This window comes from Streptomyces sp. NPDC046862, from assembly GCF_040704615.1.
Lineage (GTDB): Bacteria > Actinomycetota > Actinomycetes > Streptomycetales > Streptomycetaceae > Streptomyces.
Genome location: NZ_JBEYXP010000014.1, coordinates 142,166 through 159,564, shown reverse-complemented (window position 1 = coordinate 159,564; position 17,399 = coordinate 142,166). Strand labels below are relative to the sequence as shown.

Below are 17,399 nucleotides of genomic sequence, written 5' to 3'. Positions count from 1 at the left end.
GGGTGGTGCAAAGAAGGGGCGGCGTCAAGTCGCCGCCCCTTGGGGTCTTTTGGAGAGCGTCCTCGGCCGGACGTCCGTCAGGTCTCCGGCCGGACGTCCGTCAGGTCTCCGTGCGGTACATCAGGTCCGTCTCGTGGGTGGTGAAGCCGAGCCGTTCGTACACACTCACCGCTGCCTTGTTGTCGGCGTCGACGTACAGCATGGCCGTCGGCAGGCCCTGGGCGGCCAGGTGGCGCAGGCCGATGCCGGTGAGGGCCTTGCCGAGGCCGCCGCCCTGGGCACCGGGGCGCACCCCGAGGACGTACACCTCGCCGAGGCCCTCCGCCGCGTGGACCTTCGTCCAGTGGAAGCCGATCAGTTCGCCGCCGCGCTCGGCCAGGAAGAAGCCGGCGGGGTCGAACCAGGCTTCCGCCTTGCGGTCGTCGAGGTCGCGCTGGGTCAGGGAGCCCTGCTCGGGGTGGTGTGCGAACGCCTGGGCGTTCACCGCGAGCCATGCGGCGTCGTCCTTGCCGGGTACGAAGGTGCGGACGGTGACGCCTTCGGGGAGCGCCGGCTCGGGCTGGTCGAGGTCGGCCAACGAGCGGCGCATCTGGCGCAGTTCGCGGAACAGGGTGAGGCCGAGGACCTGCGAGAGGTGCCGGGCGGCGGAGTGGCCGCCGTGCGCCCACACCCTGAGGCGCTTGCCGGACTCGGCGAGCAGCGCGGTGCCGAGGGCGCGGCCGTGTCCGTGGCCGCGGTGGGCGGGGTGGACGACCAGTTCGGCGGCCGGGGCCTCCACCGGGTCGGTGTCCTCCAGTTGGGCGTATCCGACGAGGGTGTCGGCGGCGGAGGTGTCTGTGACGGAGGTGTCTGCGACGGAGGTGTCTCCGACGGTGAGCAGCAGGTGCCGGACGCCCGCGCGTTCGCCGCCGCGCAGTTGGAGGCGACCCTGTTCGGACACCGCCTGCTGCCCGTCGGCCCGGGCGGCCTCCGCGAGCAGGGTGAGCACGGCGTCCACCTGGCCGGTGGTCAGCGAGGAGAGGCTCTCGATGCTTCGGGGTCCGCCGGTGGGGGCGGGGTCGTGGCTGGTCATGTGTACGAGGTTAGCTCCGCTGGGTGGAGTGGGGGCTCGGTCGGGAGGGGGTGGTGGGGGTGGTGTCGAGGGTGCGGGTTCGTCGTGGCTTGTCGCGCCCACGCGGCGGAGCCGCACGTTGATGCAGCCCCGCGCCCCTTCGGGAGCGCGGGCCTCTTGCCCTGTTCATGGCGAATCGTCCTCGACGGCAACCAGGTCGTAACCCTGAACCCCCTGTCGCGCTACGCGCGTTGACCCTACGCTTCGGGCCGACGGGGCCTGTTTCTTACTGTCCTTTGACCCTCAGGGGGGCACATGTCAGCCACACCCCAGGCGCAACGCCGCAGACGCCGTACGTTCCGGATCACGGCCCTGGCCGCCGGGCTCGCCACTGTCGGGGCTCTCGCCGCCGCGCTCCCGGCCTCGGCCGGTGAGGCGACGACGTACAAGCCCGGGCACCAGAAGCCGAGCCGCTACCAGGATGTGCAGCTGCTGTCGTTCAACGACCTGCACGGGAACCTGGAGCCGCCCGCGGGGTCTTCCGGCCGGGTGACCGAGGTGCAGGCGGACGGGACGACCAAGACCATCGACGCCGGTGGTGTCGAGTACCTGGCGACCCATCTGCGCAAGGCGCGAGAGGGTCACAAGTACTCCGTCACCGCGGCCGGTGGGGACATGGTCGGCGCCTCCCCGCTGATCTCCGGTCTCTTCCACGACGAGCCCACCATCGAGGCGCTGAACAAGCTGGACCTCGACGTGACGAGCGTCGGCAACCACGAGTTCGACGAGGGCGCCAAGGAACTGGCCCGGCTGCAGAACGGCGGGTGCCACCCCACCGAGGGGTGCTACGGGGGCCAGAAGTTCCAGGGCGCCGACTTCCCCTACCTCGCGGCCAACGTGCTCGACGAGAAGTCCGGCAAGCCGATCCTCAAGCCGTACTGGGTGTGGAAGAAGAACGGCGTCAAGGTCGGCTTCATCGGTGTGACCCTCGAGGGCACGCCGGACATCGTCTCCGCCGAGGGCGTCAAGGGACTGAAGTTCAAGGACGAGGTCGAGACGATCAACAAGTACGCCAAGGTGCTGGAGCGCCAGGGCGTGAAGTCGGTCGTCGCGCTCATCCACGAGGGCGGGTTCCCCGCCTCGACGTCGTACAACTACGACTGCGACTCGCCCGGCGCCGGCGACGGCATCTCCGGCCCGATCGTCGACATCGCCAAGAACGTCACGCCGAAGGTCGACGCCCTGGTCACCGGCCACACGCACGCCGCGTACGCCTGCACGATCAACGACCCGTCGGGCAAGCCGCGCATGGTCACGTCGGCCGCGTCCTTCGGCCGTCTCTACACCGACACCACGCTGACGTACGACCGCTGGACCGGTGACATCGCCCGTACGGCCGTCGAGTCCGCGAACCACGTGGTCACCCGGGACGTGCCGAAGGCCCCCGACATGACCGCGCTGATCAGCAAGTGGAACACCCTCGCCGCCCCGATCGGCAACCGTGCCATCGGCTACCTCTCGGGCGACATCGGCAACACGGGCAACGAGTCCCCACTCGGTGACCTCATCGCCGACGCGCAGCTCGCGTACGGCAAGGAACTCGACCCGGAGACCGACCTGGCGCTGATGAACCCGGGTGGCATCCGCGCCCCGCTCACGTACGCGGCCAAGGGCGCCGAGGGCGACGGTGTGGTGACGTACGCCGAGGGCTTCGCGGTCCAGCCGTTCGCCAACACGGTCAACCTCCAGGACTTCACGGGCGCCCAGCTCGTCCAGGTGCTCAAGGAGCAGGTGAGCGGGGCCAACGCCGCCGCGCCGAAGGTTCTCCAGATCTCGTCCGGGCTGACCTACACGCTGGACCTGACGAAGTCCGGTGCGGACCGTGTGGTCACCGACTCCATCAGGCTGAACGGCGCCACCATCGACCCGGCCGCCACCTACCGCGTCGCGACGAACAGCTTCCTCGCCGGTGGCGGCGACGGCTTCCCGACGCTGGGGCAGGGAGCGAACGACGTCGTGGGCGCGGACGACCTCGCCGCGCTGGAGAAGTACCTGCTGGCCAACTCGTCGGCCACCGCGCCGATCGCTCCTCCGGCGGCGAACCGGATCACGATCGTGAGCTGATCACGGTCGTGAGCTGACCGCCGACGGTGCCGGACGGCCCCGCACCCCCTCGTGGGGCGCGGGGCCGTCCGCGTGAGCTATCTCCCTTATCCCCGAACCAACTTGCGGGGGTGGTCGGTCCGCGTGGTGGGATGAGGTGATGCGTACCCCCCATGACATACCGACGCATTCACGGCCGAACCCCTACGACGAGCTGGGCGCACTGGACGACGGACCGCTTGAGGAGTTCCTCCAGGAGGACGAGCCCGCCAGGGGCGGGACCGCCGAGGCCGGACCCGCCGAGGCCGAGCGTGAATCCGACGGCGAGGCCGAGGAGGACTGGAGTCCGCCCAACCACCGTCGCGACGGCCGCCGCCGGAGGAAACGTTTTGCCGGGCTGCCCCTCGCCCTGAAGGCGGTCGTCCTCGTCGTCGGGCTCACCGCCTTCCTCGCCCTCGGCGACCGCTGGGCGGTGCTGTACGCCGAACACAAGGCCGGGGAGACACTCAAGAAGCAGCTGAACCTGAGCGCGGCCCCCGAGGTCGGCATCGAAGGCTTCCCCTTCCTCACCCAACTCGCCGACAGGCGGCTGGAGTCGGTGTCCGTGACCGTGCCGGACGTGGCGGCCGACCGGGTGTCGCTGGCGAAGGTCTCGGCGACCGCGAAGAACGTCATGCTCGACACCGACGGTCTGACCTCCGTCCGGGGTGCCTCCATCCCCGAGCTGGACGGCGAGGTACTGCTCTCCTTCGAGGACCTGAACCGTGAACTGGGCGCCTCCCAGGTGACGTTCACCGGGCACGGCGGCGACGAGGTGCGGGCGCGCGGCACGCTCCCCGTGGCCGGACACGACCTCAGGGTCCGCGCGGACGCCCATATCCGCCGCGACGGCGAGCGCGGCATCGCGACCGACATCGACGGGATGCGCGTCGACATCGGGGACCTGGCGATGTACCGGCCGGGCGCCGGGCCGTCCGACGGGCTCCACCTCACCCCGAAGGGGGCCGCCCTGCTCGCCAAGGAGACCGGCAGGGCGAGGGAACTGCTGGCGGTGCCGACCATCGTGGACCGTCTCGGCGTTCCTCGGTCGGCGGTGCGGGCGGCGCTCCAGGACGACTCACGGCTGGCCGAACTGACCGGCACGAACCGTTTCGCCCGCCAGGCCATGAACCTGAACCTCATCGATGTCGCCGCCGACAACCCCAAGCTGCTGCAGCGTCTCGTCGGCGTCGACCCCGCCCTCCTCGACGCGCTCACCGGCCTCACCCGCCCGGTCCTCGCCGACCGTCTCTCCCTCGGCTTCAGCCTGCCGAAACCGACGGAGGGTCAGGCGCGGTTGCGGGACGTGCGGGTGGAGAAGGACGGGATCCGGGTTTCGCTCAGTGGGTCGGGGCTGGCGATCGGCCGGTAAGGGCCGGTCGGGTCCCTCCGGTCGGGCGCGGGGAGTGCGCGCTTCTCAGGGGCCCGGCCGTACCCCCGGAGGGCTACGCGTCGCGCAGCGCGTAGCCCACGCCCCTCACCGTGTGGACGATCCGGGACCTGCCGCCCTGCTCCAGCTTGCGCCGCAGGTACATCACGTACACGTCCAGCGTGTTGGACACCGGCGCGAAGTCGAAGCCCCAGACGTCCCGGAGGATGCGCGCCCGGCTCAGGACGACGCCCGGGTGGCGCAGCAGGTACTCCAGCAGCGCGTACTCGGTCCTGGTGAGGTCGAGGAGGAGGTCGGAGCGGGTGACCGAGCGGGTGCGCAGGTCCATCCGGACGCCGCCGAAGGAGAGGTGGTCGGCGGGGGAGGGGTCCGGCAGGGGCGGCGGGGGCAGGCTGCGGCGCAGTAACGCCCTGACCCGGGCGAGGAGTTCCTCGGTGGCGAAGGGTTTCATGAGGTAGTCGTCGGCGCCGTTGTCGAGCGCGACGATACGGTCGCCGACCGCGTCCCGCCCCGTGAGCATCATGATCGGCACGGTGGACCCGGAGGCCCGGATCCGCCGGGTCGCGGCCAGCCCGTCCAGGCCCGGCATGGTCACGTCCATCAGCACCAGGTCGGGGCCGCCGTCCGGGACGCCCACCAGGTCGAGGGCCGCGCGACCGTCTCCGGCGAGTACGGTCTCGTAGCCCTCGAACCTGAGCAGCCTCCCGACCCCTTCGCGCAAGGCCTCGTCGTCGTCGGCCAGCAGGATCTTCCGCGTCGTCAGCGTCCTCAGCGTCGCCATCGGACCAACGTGGAGCGGGAGGCTGTGCTTGATCTTGGAAGCCGGTGGAGGTGAGCTGTCAGGCTTCTCGGCCTGCTCGGGTTCCCTCGGCTTCCTCGGCCTTCCCGATGTGCTCAGCCGGCCGTCGGCGTCCAGTCGCCCAGCCAGTCCGCGACCTCCTGGCCCGCCGCCTGGGAGTCGCTGAGCTGCGGGCGGTTGCTGCTCGCCGAACCCGAGCCAGGGCCCGTGTTCTTGTACTCGGCGAACCGGTCGTCCTTCCACGAGAAGCCGCCCATGTCGGACCACGGGGTGGACTTGATCGCGGCGCTCAGCGTGCTGTCGCGGACGGTGGTCTGCGGGTCGAGGGAGGCGTCGCCGCCCGCGTGCCAGTTACGGCCCAGGAAGAAGCTCCCCGCGGACACGTCACCGTTGACGGTCGTGCGGTTGATGAGGATGCCCTTGCGGTTCGCGGCGGTGCTCGGCGCGGTGACGTAGCCGGCCGAGGTGCCGTCCCACCGCTTCTTCAGGGTGATCACGGACCTGTCGATCACGGCGGTGGCGCGGCCGAAGATGAAGTCGACGTTGCCCGTGACGTAGGAGTTGGTGACGTAGACCCGGCCGAGCTTGTCCTTGGCGGCGGTGTCGAGCAGCAGCGTGTCCTGGTCGCCGTTGACGATGACCCCGTCGAGGAAGACCTTGTCGGCGGCGGTGCGCAGGGCGACGGCCTGGTGCCCGCTGAGGTTCTGGTTCGCGCCCTCGTCGAAGTCGTTGGTGATGGTCAGGTTGCGGGCCTGGAAGTCGTCGGCCTCGACGGCGACGGTCGCGCTGCCGCCGGTGCCGTACGTGCCCCCGCCCGGCTTCGGCGTACCCGCCGCGTTGTTGAAGACGATGACCGTGTCCTTGCGGCTGGCGCCGGTGCCCTGGAAGGTGACGTGCGGCTTGTTGGACGGCACCTTGACGGTCTCGCGGTACGTGCCGGGCTTGACCTGGATGACCACGCGCGAGCCGTTGTTCGCGGGGACGGCGTCGACGGCCTTCTGCACGCTGGTGTACTGGCCGCTGCCGTCCTTGGCGACGGTGAGGGTGGTGGCGGCCGCGGCCTTCGTGCTCGCCGTACCGATCGAAGTCCTGGGTCCCGTACCGGACTTCAGCAGCGCCGGGATGTCGGCCGCCTTGTCGAGCGTGTAGCCGTAGTACGACTTCGGGTCGAAGGCCGTACCGCCGCTCTCGTTGCGTCCGCTGGTCCCGGAGAAGACGTTCCCGCGCTGGACGATGCTGGCCGTGCTGTCCTTCTGGACGGGGTTCTTCATCCCCTGGAAGTAACTGTTCTCCAGGACCATCTTCGTCCTGCCGCGCGAGTAGTTGCCGTAGGAGGAGTTGACGCTGGTCCCCGCGACGTCCTCCAGGTAGTTGTTGTAGAGGTGCGCGTGGGCGACGTTGTCGGTGGAGGGGTTGCGCTGCTCGGTGTCGCTGAACCAGTTGTGGTGGATCGTGAGGTCGGCGGTGACGTTGTCGGTCCAGCCGATGCCGAAGGTCTTGTTGTTGTTGCTCAGCTTGTTCCAGGACACCGTCACGTAGGTGGTGTCCTTGCGGCTGTCGATGAGCCCGTCGGCCATGTGCCGCAGGTCGTTGTGGTCGATCCACACGTGGTGGGCACCGTCCATCTGGATGGCGTCGAAGTCGTGGTCCTTGTCGTTCCAGGTGCCCTGGTACGAGTCACGGATCGTCAGGTTGCGGATGATGACGTTGTGCACACCCTGACCGAGGAAGAACCCGCCGCCGACGATCTGCCCCGAGGTCCCCTGACCCACGATGGTCTTGTCGGACTGGACCTTGATCTCCTTCCCGACGGGGTTCATGTTGATGGTCGCGGCGACGACGATGACGTACGGCTCGGTGGCCGTGGCGTACTTCTCCAGGTCGGCGAGGGTCTTCACGGTGACGGTCTGTCCGCCCCGCCCGCCGTAGGTCCCGTTCTGCCCGAGGGCGTTGACGGAGGCGAAGCCGTCGGCGACGTCGGCGGCCCAGGCGGGGGAGGCCGTGGTCGCGGCGGCGGCCGTCCGCTGGGCGTCGGCTCCGAACACTCCGAGGTCGTTGCCGTACGCCATCACACCGGCGGCGGTCAGGGCCAGCGGGACACCGAGGACCAGGGCACCTCTCCGCCTGCGGTGGCGGGCCTTGCTGCGTGTCTCACTCACGTGTTCTTCCGATCTGTCCGGATGCTGTGGGGGGAAGAGCCACGGAGTGGTTGCCGCGGGGGCGGCGGAGGTTGCCGCGCCTCGGGCCCGAAACTTTCGAGCCCGGAAGGCCGGAAAGGGTGACGCGCCCCCGCCCGGTGCTGGGCGGAGGCGCGTGGAGGAAAGCGGAGATCAGCTGCTGCAGGTCCTCGGGTCCAGCTTCTGCTCGATCTTGTCCTCACGGCCGTCGGGCTGGCCGTTGGGGAGGAGCTTGTCGGAGGTCCCGTCGATGTAGTAGCCGTACGAGTAGATCGTCTTCCAACTGGCGTCCCGGCCGCGCCAGGTGTGGGTGGTGACGTCACCGTCGCCCTTGTTCCACTGGTAGTCCTCGACGTAGAAGACCGGGTTCACGCGCACCACGCGCTGGTACGGCGTCCACGTCACGGCGACCTGGGTGCACGGCGGGATGGTCTTCTCGCTGCGGCGCTCGAACCGGGACTCCTTCTCCCAGCCCCACTCGTAGGTGAAGCTGCCGCCCGCGCTGCCCGAGAAGATGCTCTTGGCGAGGGAGAAGCCGATCTCGGCGCCGACGCTCTTCTTCGCGAACGTCTTGGTGCCGTAGCTGCTGACGAAGGTCTCCTTGTCGTCCTTCGAGCCCCGGTTGCCGATCCACGGGGACGTGCGCACGGGCTCGCCCTTGATGGACCAGGTGGAGGCCTGGACGTTGCCGCACCAGCCGCGGAAGAGCTCCCAGTCGCCCGCGGGCTTCCACAGGCCGAAGACGTCCCGGTGGTACTCGTCCTTGGTCTTGAACTCACCGGTCCGGACGTTGAGGGCGCCGTAGACGCCGGTCAGGCTGGTCTCCTGGTTGCAGAGCCGCTCGATCATCAGGTCGGTGTTGCCGGGGTCGACGCCCCGGACGTTGGCCGCACCGCCAGGCCCCGCCGCGTGGGCGGTCCCGGCGTTGGCCACGAGGCCGGTGACGGCGAGGGCCGCGGTCGCGCTCGCGACGGCCCACTTCTTCAGTCCGGCCCACTTGTTCGGTCCGGGTACGCGTTTCACTGTGCACTCTCCTGTTGTCCACAGGGGGTGGATAACCCTGGGACGCTGTCGTGGGGGTAACAGGTCCGGCGGAGAGGGTCGTTCGCAGCGACCGCCGGGGAGGTCGTAGTGAACACGGCGAATCTCACGGCAGGTTTACGAGAAGATCAAAGATCTCTCAGAAACCACACGCTCTCCCGCAGCCGGACACGTCACCGATGCGCTCACCTCGGCCGACAGCGATGCGGATCACGTCCCCGAGTGACTCGACCGCCCTGGTGAGCGCGAAACGCACGGCGCGTTCCCCTGCTGCGGCGTCTTGGAGTACGGCCCTGGCGCCCGCGAGAACCTGTTCGCCTGAGTGGAGTTGGGCCGCTTCGATGTCGTCGGCGAGACGGGAGAGCGTGCTGGTGGTGTGGTCGGCGCTGAGGTAGCAGGGCTTGCCGTCGGGGGTGGTCCAGGGGAGCAGGCGGAGACGGTCCAGCGGCTTGACGTCGTCGGCGGATGTCACGCGGCGATCCTCATTCCGTTTCCGTGGGCACGGCGCCGCAGCCTGCGCTCGTGGTGTTCCTCCGGGGTGAGGAGGTAGGGGCGGACGAGGTCGTTGATGTCGGGTTCGAAGGGCCAGACGTCGAGGGGATGGGGGAGTGAGGGTGGGGAGTGGCCGGCGGTCGACGACCGTTCGCCGTCGAGGGGTTGGTCGGGGAGGGCACGGTGGCGCCCTTCTGGGGGCAACAGGATCCGTACCACGGTCATCAGGAGTGACTCGCAGAGTTCGGCGATGCGTACGCGCATGGGGGTGCCCTTTCGCGGTGTGGGTGACCAGTGGTGATTACCGTTCGCGCTCAGATCGTCACTGATGCGGCATACGCTGCGGAAGGGGGTCGCCGTTGTCTGCGGCCCCAGGCAACGGTGAGGGTGACGTGGGCGAAATGGTTGACGGGGAGCGGGAGTCGGGGCGGGTCGCGCTGGGGCGGACGCTCAAGTACCTGCGGGAGAAGGCGGGGAAGTCGCTCGGGCAACTGGCCGACCAAACCGGCTATGACAAGAGCTACCTGTACCGGCTGGAGGCGGGCGAGCGGCTGTCCAAGGTGACGGTCATGGAGGACCTGGACGGGTTCTACGGGTGCGGTGACCTGCTGGTTCGCCTGTGGAGGGAGGCGCGCAAGGAGGTCATCAAGGACAAGTACAAGGCGTTCATGGAGCTGGAGGCCACGGCGCGGGTCATGTGGATGTTCCAGCTGCGCGTGCCGGGCCTGTTGCAGACCGAGGACTACGCCCGCAGGGTGTTGTCAGGGTTGTCTGGAGCCCAGACAACGGCCGGCAACGGCGATGAAGTCGAGGAACAGGTGGCCGCGCGCATGGGACGGCAGGAGTTGCTCTACCGAGACTCGGCGCCGAACGTGCGCGTGATCCTGGACGAGGGGGCGCTGCGGCGGTCGGTTCCCGATGCGAAGGTGTGGGCGGACCAGTTGTCGCATCTGTTGGACGCGGCGCAACTGCCGTCGGTCGCAATTCAGGTGCTGCCCTACACGGCTGGCGTGCATGACCTCATGAGCAGCGACCTCATCCTGCTGTGGCAGCGAGTCGGGGAGCCGGTTGCCTACGTGGAGGGCAACGGCTTCGGCAAGCTGATCGACGATCCGGACAAGGTGCTGTCCTACCGTTTGTCCTACGATCTCGTCCGGGATGCGGCCCTGACTCCGGCGGAGTCGACGGTGTTCATCACGCGCCTTCTGGAGGAGTGCAGATCATGAACCGGACCACTGACCTGAGCACTGCCGTGTGGCGCAAGTCGTCCTACAGCGACGGCGGAGCCTCGAACTGCGTCGAGGTCGCCGACGGCCACCCCGGCATAGTCCCCGTCCGCGACAGCAAGACCCCGTATGCCCGCCCGCTGGTCTTCTCGGCCGCGTCCTGGTCTGTCTTCGTGGCAGCGGCCAAGAAGGAAGCGGGTCGGAACACCTTTGGGTGACACCCGCTGATATTCCCGACTTTCAGCGCCTTGCCACCGTCAAGGTGGAACTTGTGACCAGTACTCGAATGACTGATCCAAGGAGTGCGAGGCGGCTATGGTCGTAGAAACGGCGCGTCGAGGGAGGACACCGATCATGGCTGCTCACGGTGCGGAATCCCAGCCGGTGATTCCCCCCATGCCTGAGCGGACTCCGAAGGCGCTGCGCAGGGCGATCGCCGAGGATGCACCCCACCTCCTCCCTGACTTCGACAAACACTGGAAGAGGGCGATCGGCGACACGTACGACCTCGGCCCAGTGCCCGCGTTCATGGCCCGCTGGTGGTGTGAGTACGCGATCGCCCGTGACCCGAAGCTCGACGCTCACGTGACCGATCTCCAGCACCGGGCAGCCGAGGCAACCGACATTGGGGAGGCCAAGGCTCTCCTCGACGAGGTGGCGAGGATCCGCTACAGCACGCGGGACCTGGAGCCCGGCGAGTGACCGACGAGTTCATGGGGCCGCCGTGGCAGATGGACTGGCGGCTCGACGCCCTGGCCAGCCGTGACGCACTGCCCGAGCACGTACGGAAGATGGTGGACGAGGCTCGTGCCGAGTTGGTCACCGCTAAGGTCCCCTATTTCAGGGGAGCCGACGCCGATGTCGACCTCCCAGAGACCATGTGCGTAGAGCCGGTGAGGTCCAGCGATCCCAGGGGGCCGCGCATCCTGTACTTCGACAACCACAATGGCTGGCTCGTCTACACCTTCGTTCGACGCTCTGAGGATCCGCAGATCCTGGTGTTCGAGGTCTTCTGGCAGTGAGCGGTGCGTTCCGCTCGTGCCGTATCCCTCCGCTCGTGGAGAGTCGTTCGACCTGGCCCGCGCTCATGGCGGGCGTCAAGGGCGAGGCGGGAGCGAACGCCATCAGGTGAAGCGGGCGGAAGCTGGGGTCACTTCGGCCTGTGGTGTGGCTATGGTGGAGCCATGGCGGAAAACACGACCATTCAGGTGTCCCGACAGACCCGCGACCATCTCGCCCAGGTCGCCAAAGAGCGGGGCGTGACTCTGGGGCAGCTCATCGAACTGCTGGCCTCCCAGCAGCCCACGGCGGAGCAGATCGCCGAGCGGGTGGCGGCCGACAGGCAGGTCGTTCGTGACGTGATCGGCGTCGACATCAGTGACGAGGAGTTCGACCAGGCGCCCGACGTACTCGGCAACATCTACCGGATCGCTGCCGAGAAGGTCCGTATGGCGCGGGACACGGCCGCGTGATCATTCTCGACACCGGTGCCACCCGGGCCCTCGCGGACGGGCATAAGACGCTGAACCTCCTCGCCGGAAACATGGCCCACACGCCCGGTGACTTCCTCCGCATCCCCGCCCTCTGTCTCATGCAGGCGGAGTCGGAGGACGCGGGCACCGCACAGCGGGTGCTCGCCTTCTCCTCGATCGTCGTCGACGATTTGGGTACGGCTGCGTCGGTCACCGTCGGCACCATGATCCGGGACGGCTACGGTGGCGCGGACACCTGCCACGCTCTGTACTGCGCGCTGCCCCGCCCCGAGTTCACAGGAATGTCGATCCTGCTCACGGACCGGGAGCAGAACTTCCCGCCTGGGGTGGTCACCGTCGACATCGACTCCCCCGACATGCTCGGCTTCTACTGATCCAAGCGCCGGGCCCATGAACGCGTCCGTCGCTATGGGCGCCACGTGTCGAAGGAGCACATCGAGCATGGCCGCCCACGCTGCGGAACCCCCACCAAGGGTCCCTCCCATGCCCGAGCGGACCCCGAAGGCGCTGCGTGAGGCCATCGCCGAGCACACGCCCGAGCTCGTTCCGGACTTCGACAAGCACTGGAAGCGGGCGATTGCCGATGCGTACGACGTAGGCCCTGTGCCCGCGTTCGTGGCCTTCTGGTGGGGTGAGTACGCCTTGGCCCGGGACCCCGAGTTGGACGCACACGTGCACGATCTCGAACTGCGGGCAGCAGAGTCCACCGACATCGCCGAAGCGAATGCCCTCCTCGAAGAGGCAACGAAGATTCGCCACCGGGTGCAAAAACTGGAGCCCGGAGAATGACTGATGGGGAAAGGCGGGCGCCAAAGATCGCCCGCCCGCAAGACTGACCCCATGACCCCACCGAAGTCCGCCCCGGACCCCAAAGCCGACCTCCACCGCTACCTCCAGGAGGCCCGCGACGCCCTCCTCTGGAAGCTCGACGGGCTCTCGGAGTACGACGTCCGCCGGCCGATGACGCCGACCGGCACCAACCTCCTCGGCCTGGTCAAACACGTGGCGAGCGTGGAGCTGGGGTATCTCGGGGACACCTTCGGGCGGCCGTCCGGTGAGCCGATGCCCTGGCTGGACGAGGGCGCCGAGCTCAACGCGGACATGTGGGCCACCGCCGACGAGTCACGCGAGTACATCGTGGAGCTGTACCGCCGGGCGTGGGCGCACGCCGACGCGACGATCGACGCGCTGCCGCTCGACACCGTCGGCAACGTGCCGTGGTGGCCGAGCGGCAAGGACGAAGTGACGCTGCACCACGCCGTGGTGCGCGTGATCGCCGACACGCACCGGCACGCAGGGCACGCCGACATCCTCCGGGAACTCATGGACGGCGCCGTGGGCGAGAAACAGGGCAACAACAGCATCCCGTCCGGCGACCCGGCGTGGTGGGAGAGCTATCGAAGCCGACTGGAGCGTGTGGCCAGGCAGTCGTCCGCCCAGGAGTAGCGCCAGGAGAAGCTCAGGGCACCTCCGGCGGCGGCGTAGGCGCCCCCGGCAGCCGTACCGTCGCCAGCGTGCCGCCGCCCTCGGCCCGGGTCAGGGTCACCTCGCCGCCCGACTGCTGGACCGTGCGGGCCACGATGGAGAGGCCCAGGCCTGAGCCCGGCAACGCCCGCGCGCTGGGCGAGCGCCAGAAGCGGTCGAAGACGTGCGGGAGTTCGTCGGCGGCGATGCCGGGGCCGTGGTCGCGGACGGTAAGGACGCCGGCCGCCAGGGCCACCTCGATCGTGCCGTGCTCGGGGCTGAACTTCACCGCGTTGTCGAGGACGTTGACGACCGCCCGCTCCAGGGCCGCCGGTTCCGAGCGTACGAACCAGGGGTCGAGGTCCGCCGTGATCGTCAGCTCCGGTCCGCGCAGGCGGGCGCGGCGCAGGGCCGACTCCACCGTGTCCTGGAAGTCCACCACCTGCACGCGGTCGCCCTGTTGGGCGGTGTCGGAGCGGGACAGCTCCTGGAGGTCGCCGATCAGGGAGGCCAGCTCGGTCATCTGCGCCTTGACCGAGGCGAGCAGCGCCTTGCGGTCCGCCTCGGGGATCGGGCGGCCCGTCTCCTCGCTGCGGGTGAGGAGTTCGATGTTCGTGCGGAGGGAGGTCAGGGGCGTTCGGAGTTCGTGGCCCGCGTCCGCGATCAGTTGCTGTTGCAGGTCGCGGGAGTTGGCCAGGGCGCCCGTCATCGAGTTGAACGAGCGGGACAGGCGCGCGATCTCGTCCTCCGCCTCGTCCTCCACGGGGATGCGGATCGTCAGGTCCTCGGTGCGGGCGATGTGCTCGGCGGCGTCGGTGAGCTTGTCGACGGGGCGGAGTGCCGCGCGGGCGACGAACAGGCCCGTGGCTCCGGCGCCGACGACTCCGATGCCGGAGACGAGGAGGAGCAGGAGAGCGAGGTCGTTGAGGGTGTTCTGGGTGTTCTTCAGAGGAATCGCGATCTGCAGTGCGGCGCCGGGGTAGATCTGCGGCGGAGAGAAGCTGCCCGCGGTGACCAACAGAGGCGTGGTCAGCACGCGTACGGCGTTGCCGTTCGCGTCGGTGCCGTTGCGGGCGAGTCCGTTGCCCGTCTTCGTCGCGTTCTCGATCACGTCGGTGTCGCGAGACGTGACCTTGACCGTGCCCTGGGAGCTCTCGTCGACACAAGCCGTGCCGTCTTCCTTGATCAGCTGGAAGTAGTAGGAGCCGCGCCCCACGAGGCCGTTGGTGGTGTTCGTGTCCTTCGGCTCCGTCGGGCAGGTACTGAGAAAGGCCTCGACCTGGTCGTACCGCTGCGGCTTTGCCGCCGCCCGCTGCAGGTCGTTGTCCACCTCGTCGTACAACTTCCCCTGCACCACGAACCAACAGCTCACCGAAACCGCCGCCACCGCGAACGCCACCGCCGCCGCGACCAGCAGCGACAGTCGCGCCCTCAGCGGGAGCGACCGGAAGCGGCGCAGGACCTTCCTCACTCCGCCCCACCCGACCGCAGCACATAACCGACCCCGCGCACGGTGTGCACGAGACGCGGTTCGCCGCCCGCCTCCGTCTTGCGGCGGAGGTACATGACGTACACGTCCAGGGAGTTGGAGCTCGGCTCGAAGTCGAAGCCCCAGACCGCCTTCAGGATCTGCTCACGGGTGAGCACCTGGCGCGGGTGCGCCAGGAACATCTCCAGCAGCGTGAACTCCGTACGGGTCAGCTCCACGGCCCGGCCCGCGCGGGTGACCTCACGGGTCGCGAGGTCCATCCGAAGGTCGGCGAAGGTGAGCGCATCGTCCTCCGCCGCCGCGCCGGCCGCCGTGGCCGCCGCGTACGAGCTGCGGCGCAGCAGGGCGCGGACGCGGGCGAAGAGCTCGTCCAGCTCGAACGGCTTGACCAGGTAGTCGTCGGCCCCGGCGTCGAGCCCGGTGACACGGTCGCCGACCGTGTCGCGGGCCGTCAGCATCAGGATGGGCGTCGTGTCACCCGCGCCGCGGATACGGCGGGCGGCGGTCAGGCCGTCCATCCGCGGCATCTGGATGTCCAGGACGACCAGGTCGGGCCGGTACGCCGTCGCCTTGTCCAGGGCGTCGGCGCCGTCCACGGCCGTCTCGGTGTCGTACCCCTCGAAGGCCAGGCTGCGCTGGAGTGCTTCGCGCACGGCCGGCTCGTCGTCGACGATCAGGATGCGCTGGGTTTCACGGTCGCCTTCGGCGGGGCTCATGGTGTGTGGTTCCTCGGGTGCGGTGGGACGTGGCGGGCGTCTTCAGCCTCGCACGTCAGAGGGTCGTGCGGTACGTGCGGTATGGGCGCGGTACGTGCGGTACGTGCGGTACATGCCGCGAGTGACGATCAGCCGCGGACCGTACGGCTGCGGGAGCGTGCGGCGGTGTTCCGGCGGGCCTTGGCCTTGGTGCGGACCTCCGTGGCGGCGACGGCCACCTCGGGGGCGCGCGGTGTCGGCGGGCTCAGCTCATACGCCACGGCGAGCGCCAGAGCGAGCCCGGCCGGATCTCCGTACGCGTCGAAGCTCCGTCGCTCGTGCACAACCTGCTTGATCTGCTTGACCTGCTTGACCTGCTTGATCTGCCTGACCTGCGTGATCATGTCGAACTCCTTGGTCCGTCGCCCCGCCGGGGCGGCTCGGTGGCTCGGTGGCTCAGTTGTCGGAACCGCCCGCCCGCAGCGAGCTCAGGTCGTTCTTGACGGTGTTGATCGGGATGGCGAAGCCGAGGCCCACGCTGCCCGCGTCGGAGGATCCCGAGCCGGCCGCCGAGTACATCGCGGAGTTGATGCCGATGATGTTGCCGTTCATGTCGATCAGCGCGCCGCCGGAGTTGCCCGGGTTGAGCGAGGCGTCGGTCTGGAGCGCCTTGTACGTCGTCGTGGACGAGCCGGTGTCACCGTTGAACTGCTGCCCGCCGAACTCGAACGGCCAGCCGCCACCGCCCTGTTGCTGTTGCTGCTGACCCTCGTCGGTGGCGACCGTGACGTCCCGGTTCAGCGCGGAGACGATGCCACTGGTGACCGTGCCGCTCAGGCCCTCGGGGGAGCCGATCGCGACGACCTGGTCGCCGACCTGGACGTCGGCCGAGTTGCCGAGCGAGGCGGCCTTCAGACCGGAGGCGTTCTCCAGCTTGATCAGCGCGAGGTCCTTCTTGCTGTCGGTGCCGACGACCCGGGCCGTGTACTGCTTGCCGTTGCTGGTCGTCACCTTGACCGACGAGGCGCCGGAGACCACGTGGTTGTTGGTGATGATCTCGCCGCCACTGGTGATGATCACGCCCGAACCGGTGGACTGACCGGCGTTCGAGCTCGCGCTGATCTCCACGATGCTCGGGCTCACCGCCTTGGCGACCCCGGCGACCGTGCCCTTCTGGCTGGTCGGCACCACGCTGGTACTGGTGGAGGTGGAGACCGCGGTGTCCTTGCCGGTCAGCTCCTGGATGCCGTACGCGGTGCCGCCGCCGATGGCCGCCGCGACGATCGCCACGGCAGCGAGGAGGGCCAGCGGTCCGCGGGCGCGCTTCTTGGGGGCGGGGCCGGGGCCGGAGGAGACGGGCTCGGAGAGGAGAGCGGTGCCCGTGGCGGTGGTCGCCGCGGCGGGCTCCTGGTGCGCGCCACCGACCTGATGGGCGTCACCGGCCGGGTACCCGGCGTACGCCGGCCCCTGCGGCTCGTACGCCGGCGGGGGCGGCCACTCCGGGTTCACCGGGGAAGAGGCGTGCTGCTGCTGGGGGTACGCGGGCTGGTGGCCGTGACCCTGGGGGTTCTCGTACTCGCCGCTGCGGCGGAAGCTCTCGGTCATGTCTCAGAGCTTGTCGCCCGTCCATGAGAGGTCCCTGAGTGCCGGCTGAGAAGCCCGGCAGAACCTCGTATGCCCGATATAAAGGGGCCGGGATCGCGCCTGAAGCTGCCGGGACCCGCGCGGTGGGGAAACAACGGGTTGCCGTGAGGTGAGAACCCGGAAGGCGCCGGACGAATACTTGTTTGGGTGCTGTGACAGTGGTGCGCAGAGGGACATTTGGTGCCTACGATCATCCGCGCCGGAGGGGGGCTCCGCGGTTTCGCCCACTGCCTTATGACATCGATGGCAGGAGTGGCCCGCGCGTTGCGTAGTACGCCCTTCTCGGGCCCTACTAC

At 69.0% G+C, this 17,399-nt stretch carries 20 protein-coding genes; 10 read left to right on the top strand and 10 right to left on the bottom strand.

The annotated features are described in order from the left end of the window. Nucleotides 1-100: 100 nt before the first annotated feature. Nucleotides 101-1,072: a mycothiol synthase gene (gene mshD, locus AB0959_RS17980; protein WP_366827376.1), complete on the bottom strand. Its 972-nt coding sequence runs from the start codon at nt 1,070-1,072 to the stop codon at nt 101-103. A gap of 294 nt (nt 1,073-1,366) precedes the next feature. On the opposite strand from mshD, the gene AB0959_RS17975 reads away from it, so the two are divergent. Together AB0959_RS17975 and AB0959_RS17970 are read left to right on the top strand one after the other, a co-directional pair. Further along, complete coding sequence (locus tag AB0959_RS17975) at nt 1,367-3,175, top strand: bifunctional metallophosphatase/5'-nucleotidase (protein ID WP_366827375.1); 1,809 nt, start codon at nt 1,367-1,369, stop codon at nt 3,173-3,175. A gap of 139 nt (nt 3,176-3,314) precedes the next feature. Beyond that, nucleotides 3,315-4,565, top strand: coding sequence for a DUF2993 domain-containing protein (locus AB0959_RS17970; protein ID WP_366827374.1), 1,251 nt, complete (start codon nt 3,315-3,317; stop codon nt 4,563-4,565). A 73-nt stretch (nt 4,566-4,638) separates the two neighbouring features. Here the strand turns inward: AB0959_RS17970 and AB0959_RS17965 are convergent, their stop codons facing one another. The 5 genes from AB0959_RS17965 to AB0959_RS17945 form a co-directional block, all read right to left on the bottom strand. Beyond that, nucleotides 4,639-5,364: a response regulator transcription factor gene (locus tag AB0959_RS17965; RefSeq protein WP_366827373.1), complete on the bottom strand. Its 726-nt coding sequence runs from the start codon at nt 5,362-5,364 to the stop codon at nt 4,639-4,641. 113 nt (nt 5,365-5,477) lie between these two features. Next, nucleotides 5,478-7,541, bottom strand: coding sequence for a pectinesterase family protein (locus AB0959_RS17960; RefSeq protein WP_366827372.1), 2,064 nt, complete (start codon nt 7,539-7,541; stop codon nt 5,478-5,480). A 171-nt stretch (nt 7,542-7,712) separates the two neighbouring features. Further along, nucleotides 7,713-8,582 (bottom strand): hypothetical protein, encoded by an 870-nt coding sequence (locus AB0959_RS17955; RefSeq protein ID WP_366827371.1) that lies wholly within the window; start codon nt 8,580-8,582, stop codon nt 7,713-7,715. 157 nt (nt 8,583-8,739) lie between these two features. After that, on the bottom strand, nt 8,740-9,072 hold the full coding sequence (locus AB0959_RS17950; RefSeq protein WP_366827370.1) for a hypothetical protein: 333 nt from the start codon (nt 9,070-9,072) through the stop codon (nt 8,740-8,742). Then, nucleotides 9,069-9,356: a hypothetical protein gene (locus AB0959_RS17945; protein WP_366827369.1), complete on the bottom strand. Its 288-nt coding sequence runs from the start codon at nt 9,354-9,356 to the stop codon at nt 9,069-9,071. Before AB0959_RS17945 ends, AB0959_RS17950 begins: the two co-directional genes overlap by 4 nt. A gap of 137 nt (nt 9,357-9,493) precedes the next feature. On the opposite strand from AB0959_RS17945, the gene AB0959_RS17940 reads away from it, so the two are divergent. From AB0959_RS17940 to AB0959_RS17905, 8 genes are all read left to right on the top strand, one after another. Continuing rightward, nucleotides 9,494-10,318, top strand: coding sequence for a helix-turn-helix transcriptional regulator (locus AB0959_RS17940; RefSeq protein ID WP_366827368.1), 825 nt, complete (start codon nt 9,494-9,496; stop codon nt 10,316-10,318). After that, entirely contained in the window at nt 10,315-10,536 is a 222-nt protein-coding gene (locus AB0959_RS17935; RefSeq protein WP_366827367.1) for a DUF397 domain-containing protein, read from the top strand. The genes AB0959_RS17940 and AB0959_RS17935 overlap by 4 nt, the downstream gene beginning before the upstream one ends. A 178-nt stretch (nt 10,537-10,714) precedes the next feature. Then, entirely contained in the window at nt 10,715-11,020 is a 306-nt protein-coding gene (locus tag AB0959_RS17930; RefSeq protein WP_366827366.1) for a DUF6247 family protein, read from the top strand. After that, nucleotides 11,017-11,340 carry a hypothetical protein gene (locus AB0959_RS17925; protein WP_366827365.1) on the top strand — a complete coding sequence of 108 codons (324 nt, stop codon included), beginning with the start codon at nt 11,017-11,019 and terminating at the stop codon, nt 11,338-11,340. Before AB0959_RS17930 ends, AB0959_RS17925 begins: the two co-directional genes overlap by 4 nt. Before the next feature lie 162 nt (nt 11,341-11,502). Next, nucleotides 11,503-11,790 carry a hypothetical protein gene (locus tag AB0959_RS17920; protein WP_366827364.1) on the top strand — a complete coding sequence of 96 codons (288 nt, stop codon included), beginning with the start codon at nt 11,503-11,505 and terminating at the stop codon, nt 11,788-11,790. Continuing rightward, nucleotides 11,787-12,185 carry a hypothetical protein gene (locus AB0959_RS17915; protein ID WP_366827363.1) on the top strand — a complete coding sequence of 133 codons (399 nt, stop codon included), beginning with the start codon at nt 11,787-11,789 and terminating at the stop codon, nt 12,183-12,185. Before AB0959_RS17920 ends, AB0959_RS17915 begins: the two co-directional genes overlap by 4 nt. Before the next feature lie 109 nt (nt 12,186-12,294). Next, complete coding sequence (locus AB0959_RS17910) at nt 12,295-12,600, top strand: DUF6247 family protein (protein ID WP_366827362.1); 306 nt, start codon at nt 12,295-12,297, stop codon at nt 12,598-12,600. Nucleotides 12,601-12,651: 51 nt separating this feature from the next. After that, nucleotides 12,652-13,257 (top strand): DinB family protein, encoded by a 606-nt coding sequence (locus tag AB0959_RS17905; RefSeq protein ID WP_366827361.1) that lies wholly within the window; start codon nt 12,652-12,654, stop codon nt 13,255-13,257. A gap of 13 nt (nt 13,258-13,270) precedes the next feature. Here AB0959_RS17905 and AB0959_RS17900 read toward each other — a convergent pair whose 3' ends face one another. From AB0959_RS17900 to AB0959_RS17885, 4 genes are all read right to left on the bottom strand, one after another. Beyond that, nucleotides 13,271-14,746, bottom strand: a complete 1,476-nt coding sequence (locus AB0959_RS17900; protein WP_366827360.1) for a HAMP domain-containing sensor histidine kinase — start codon at nt 14,744-14,746, stop codon at nt 13,271-13,273. Beyond that, nucleotides 14,743-15,480 carry a response regulator transcription factor gene (locus AB0959_RS17895; RefSeq protein WP_366827359.1) on the bottom strand — a complete coding sequence of 246 codons (738 nt, stop codon included), beginning with the start codon at nt 15,478-15,480 and terminating at the stop codon, nt 14,743-14,745. The genes AB0959_RS17900 and AB0959_RS17895 overlap by 4 nt, the downstream gene beginning before the upstream one ends. A 128-nt stretch (nt 15,481-15,608) precedes the next feature. Next, nucleotides 15,609-15,863 carry a hypothetical protein gene (locus AB0959_RS17890; RefSeq protein ID WP_366827358.1) on the bottom strand — a complete coding sequence of 85 codons (255 nt, stop codon included), beginning with the start codon at nt 15,861-15,863 and terminating at the stop codon, nt 15,609-15,611. A gap of 52 nt (nt 15,864-15,915) precedes the next feature. Then, nucleotides 15,916-17,064 carry a trypsin-like peptidase domain-containing protein gene (locus tag AB0959_RS17885; RefSeq protein WP_366827357.1) on the bottom strand — a complete coding sequence of 383 codons (1,149 nt, stop codon included), beginning with the start codon at nt 17,062-17,064 and terminating at the stop codon, nt 15,916-15,918. Between the last annotated feature and the right edge of the window lie 335 nt (nt 17,065-17,399).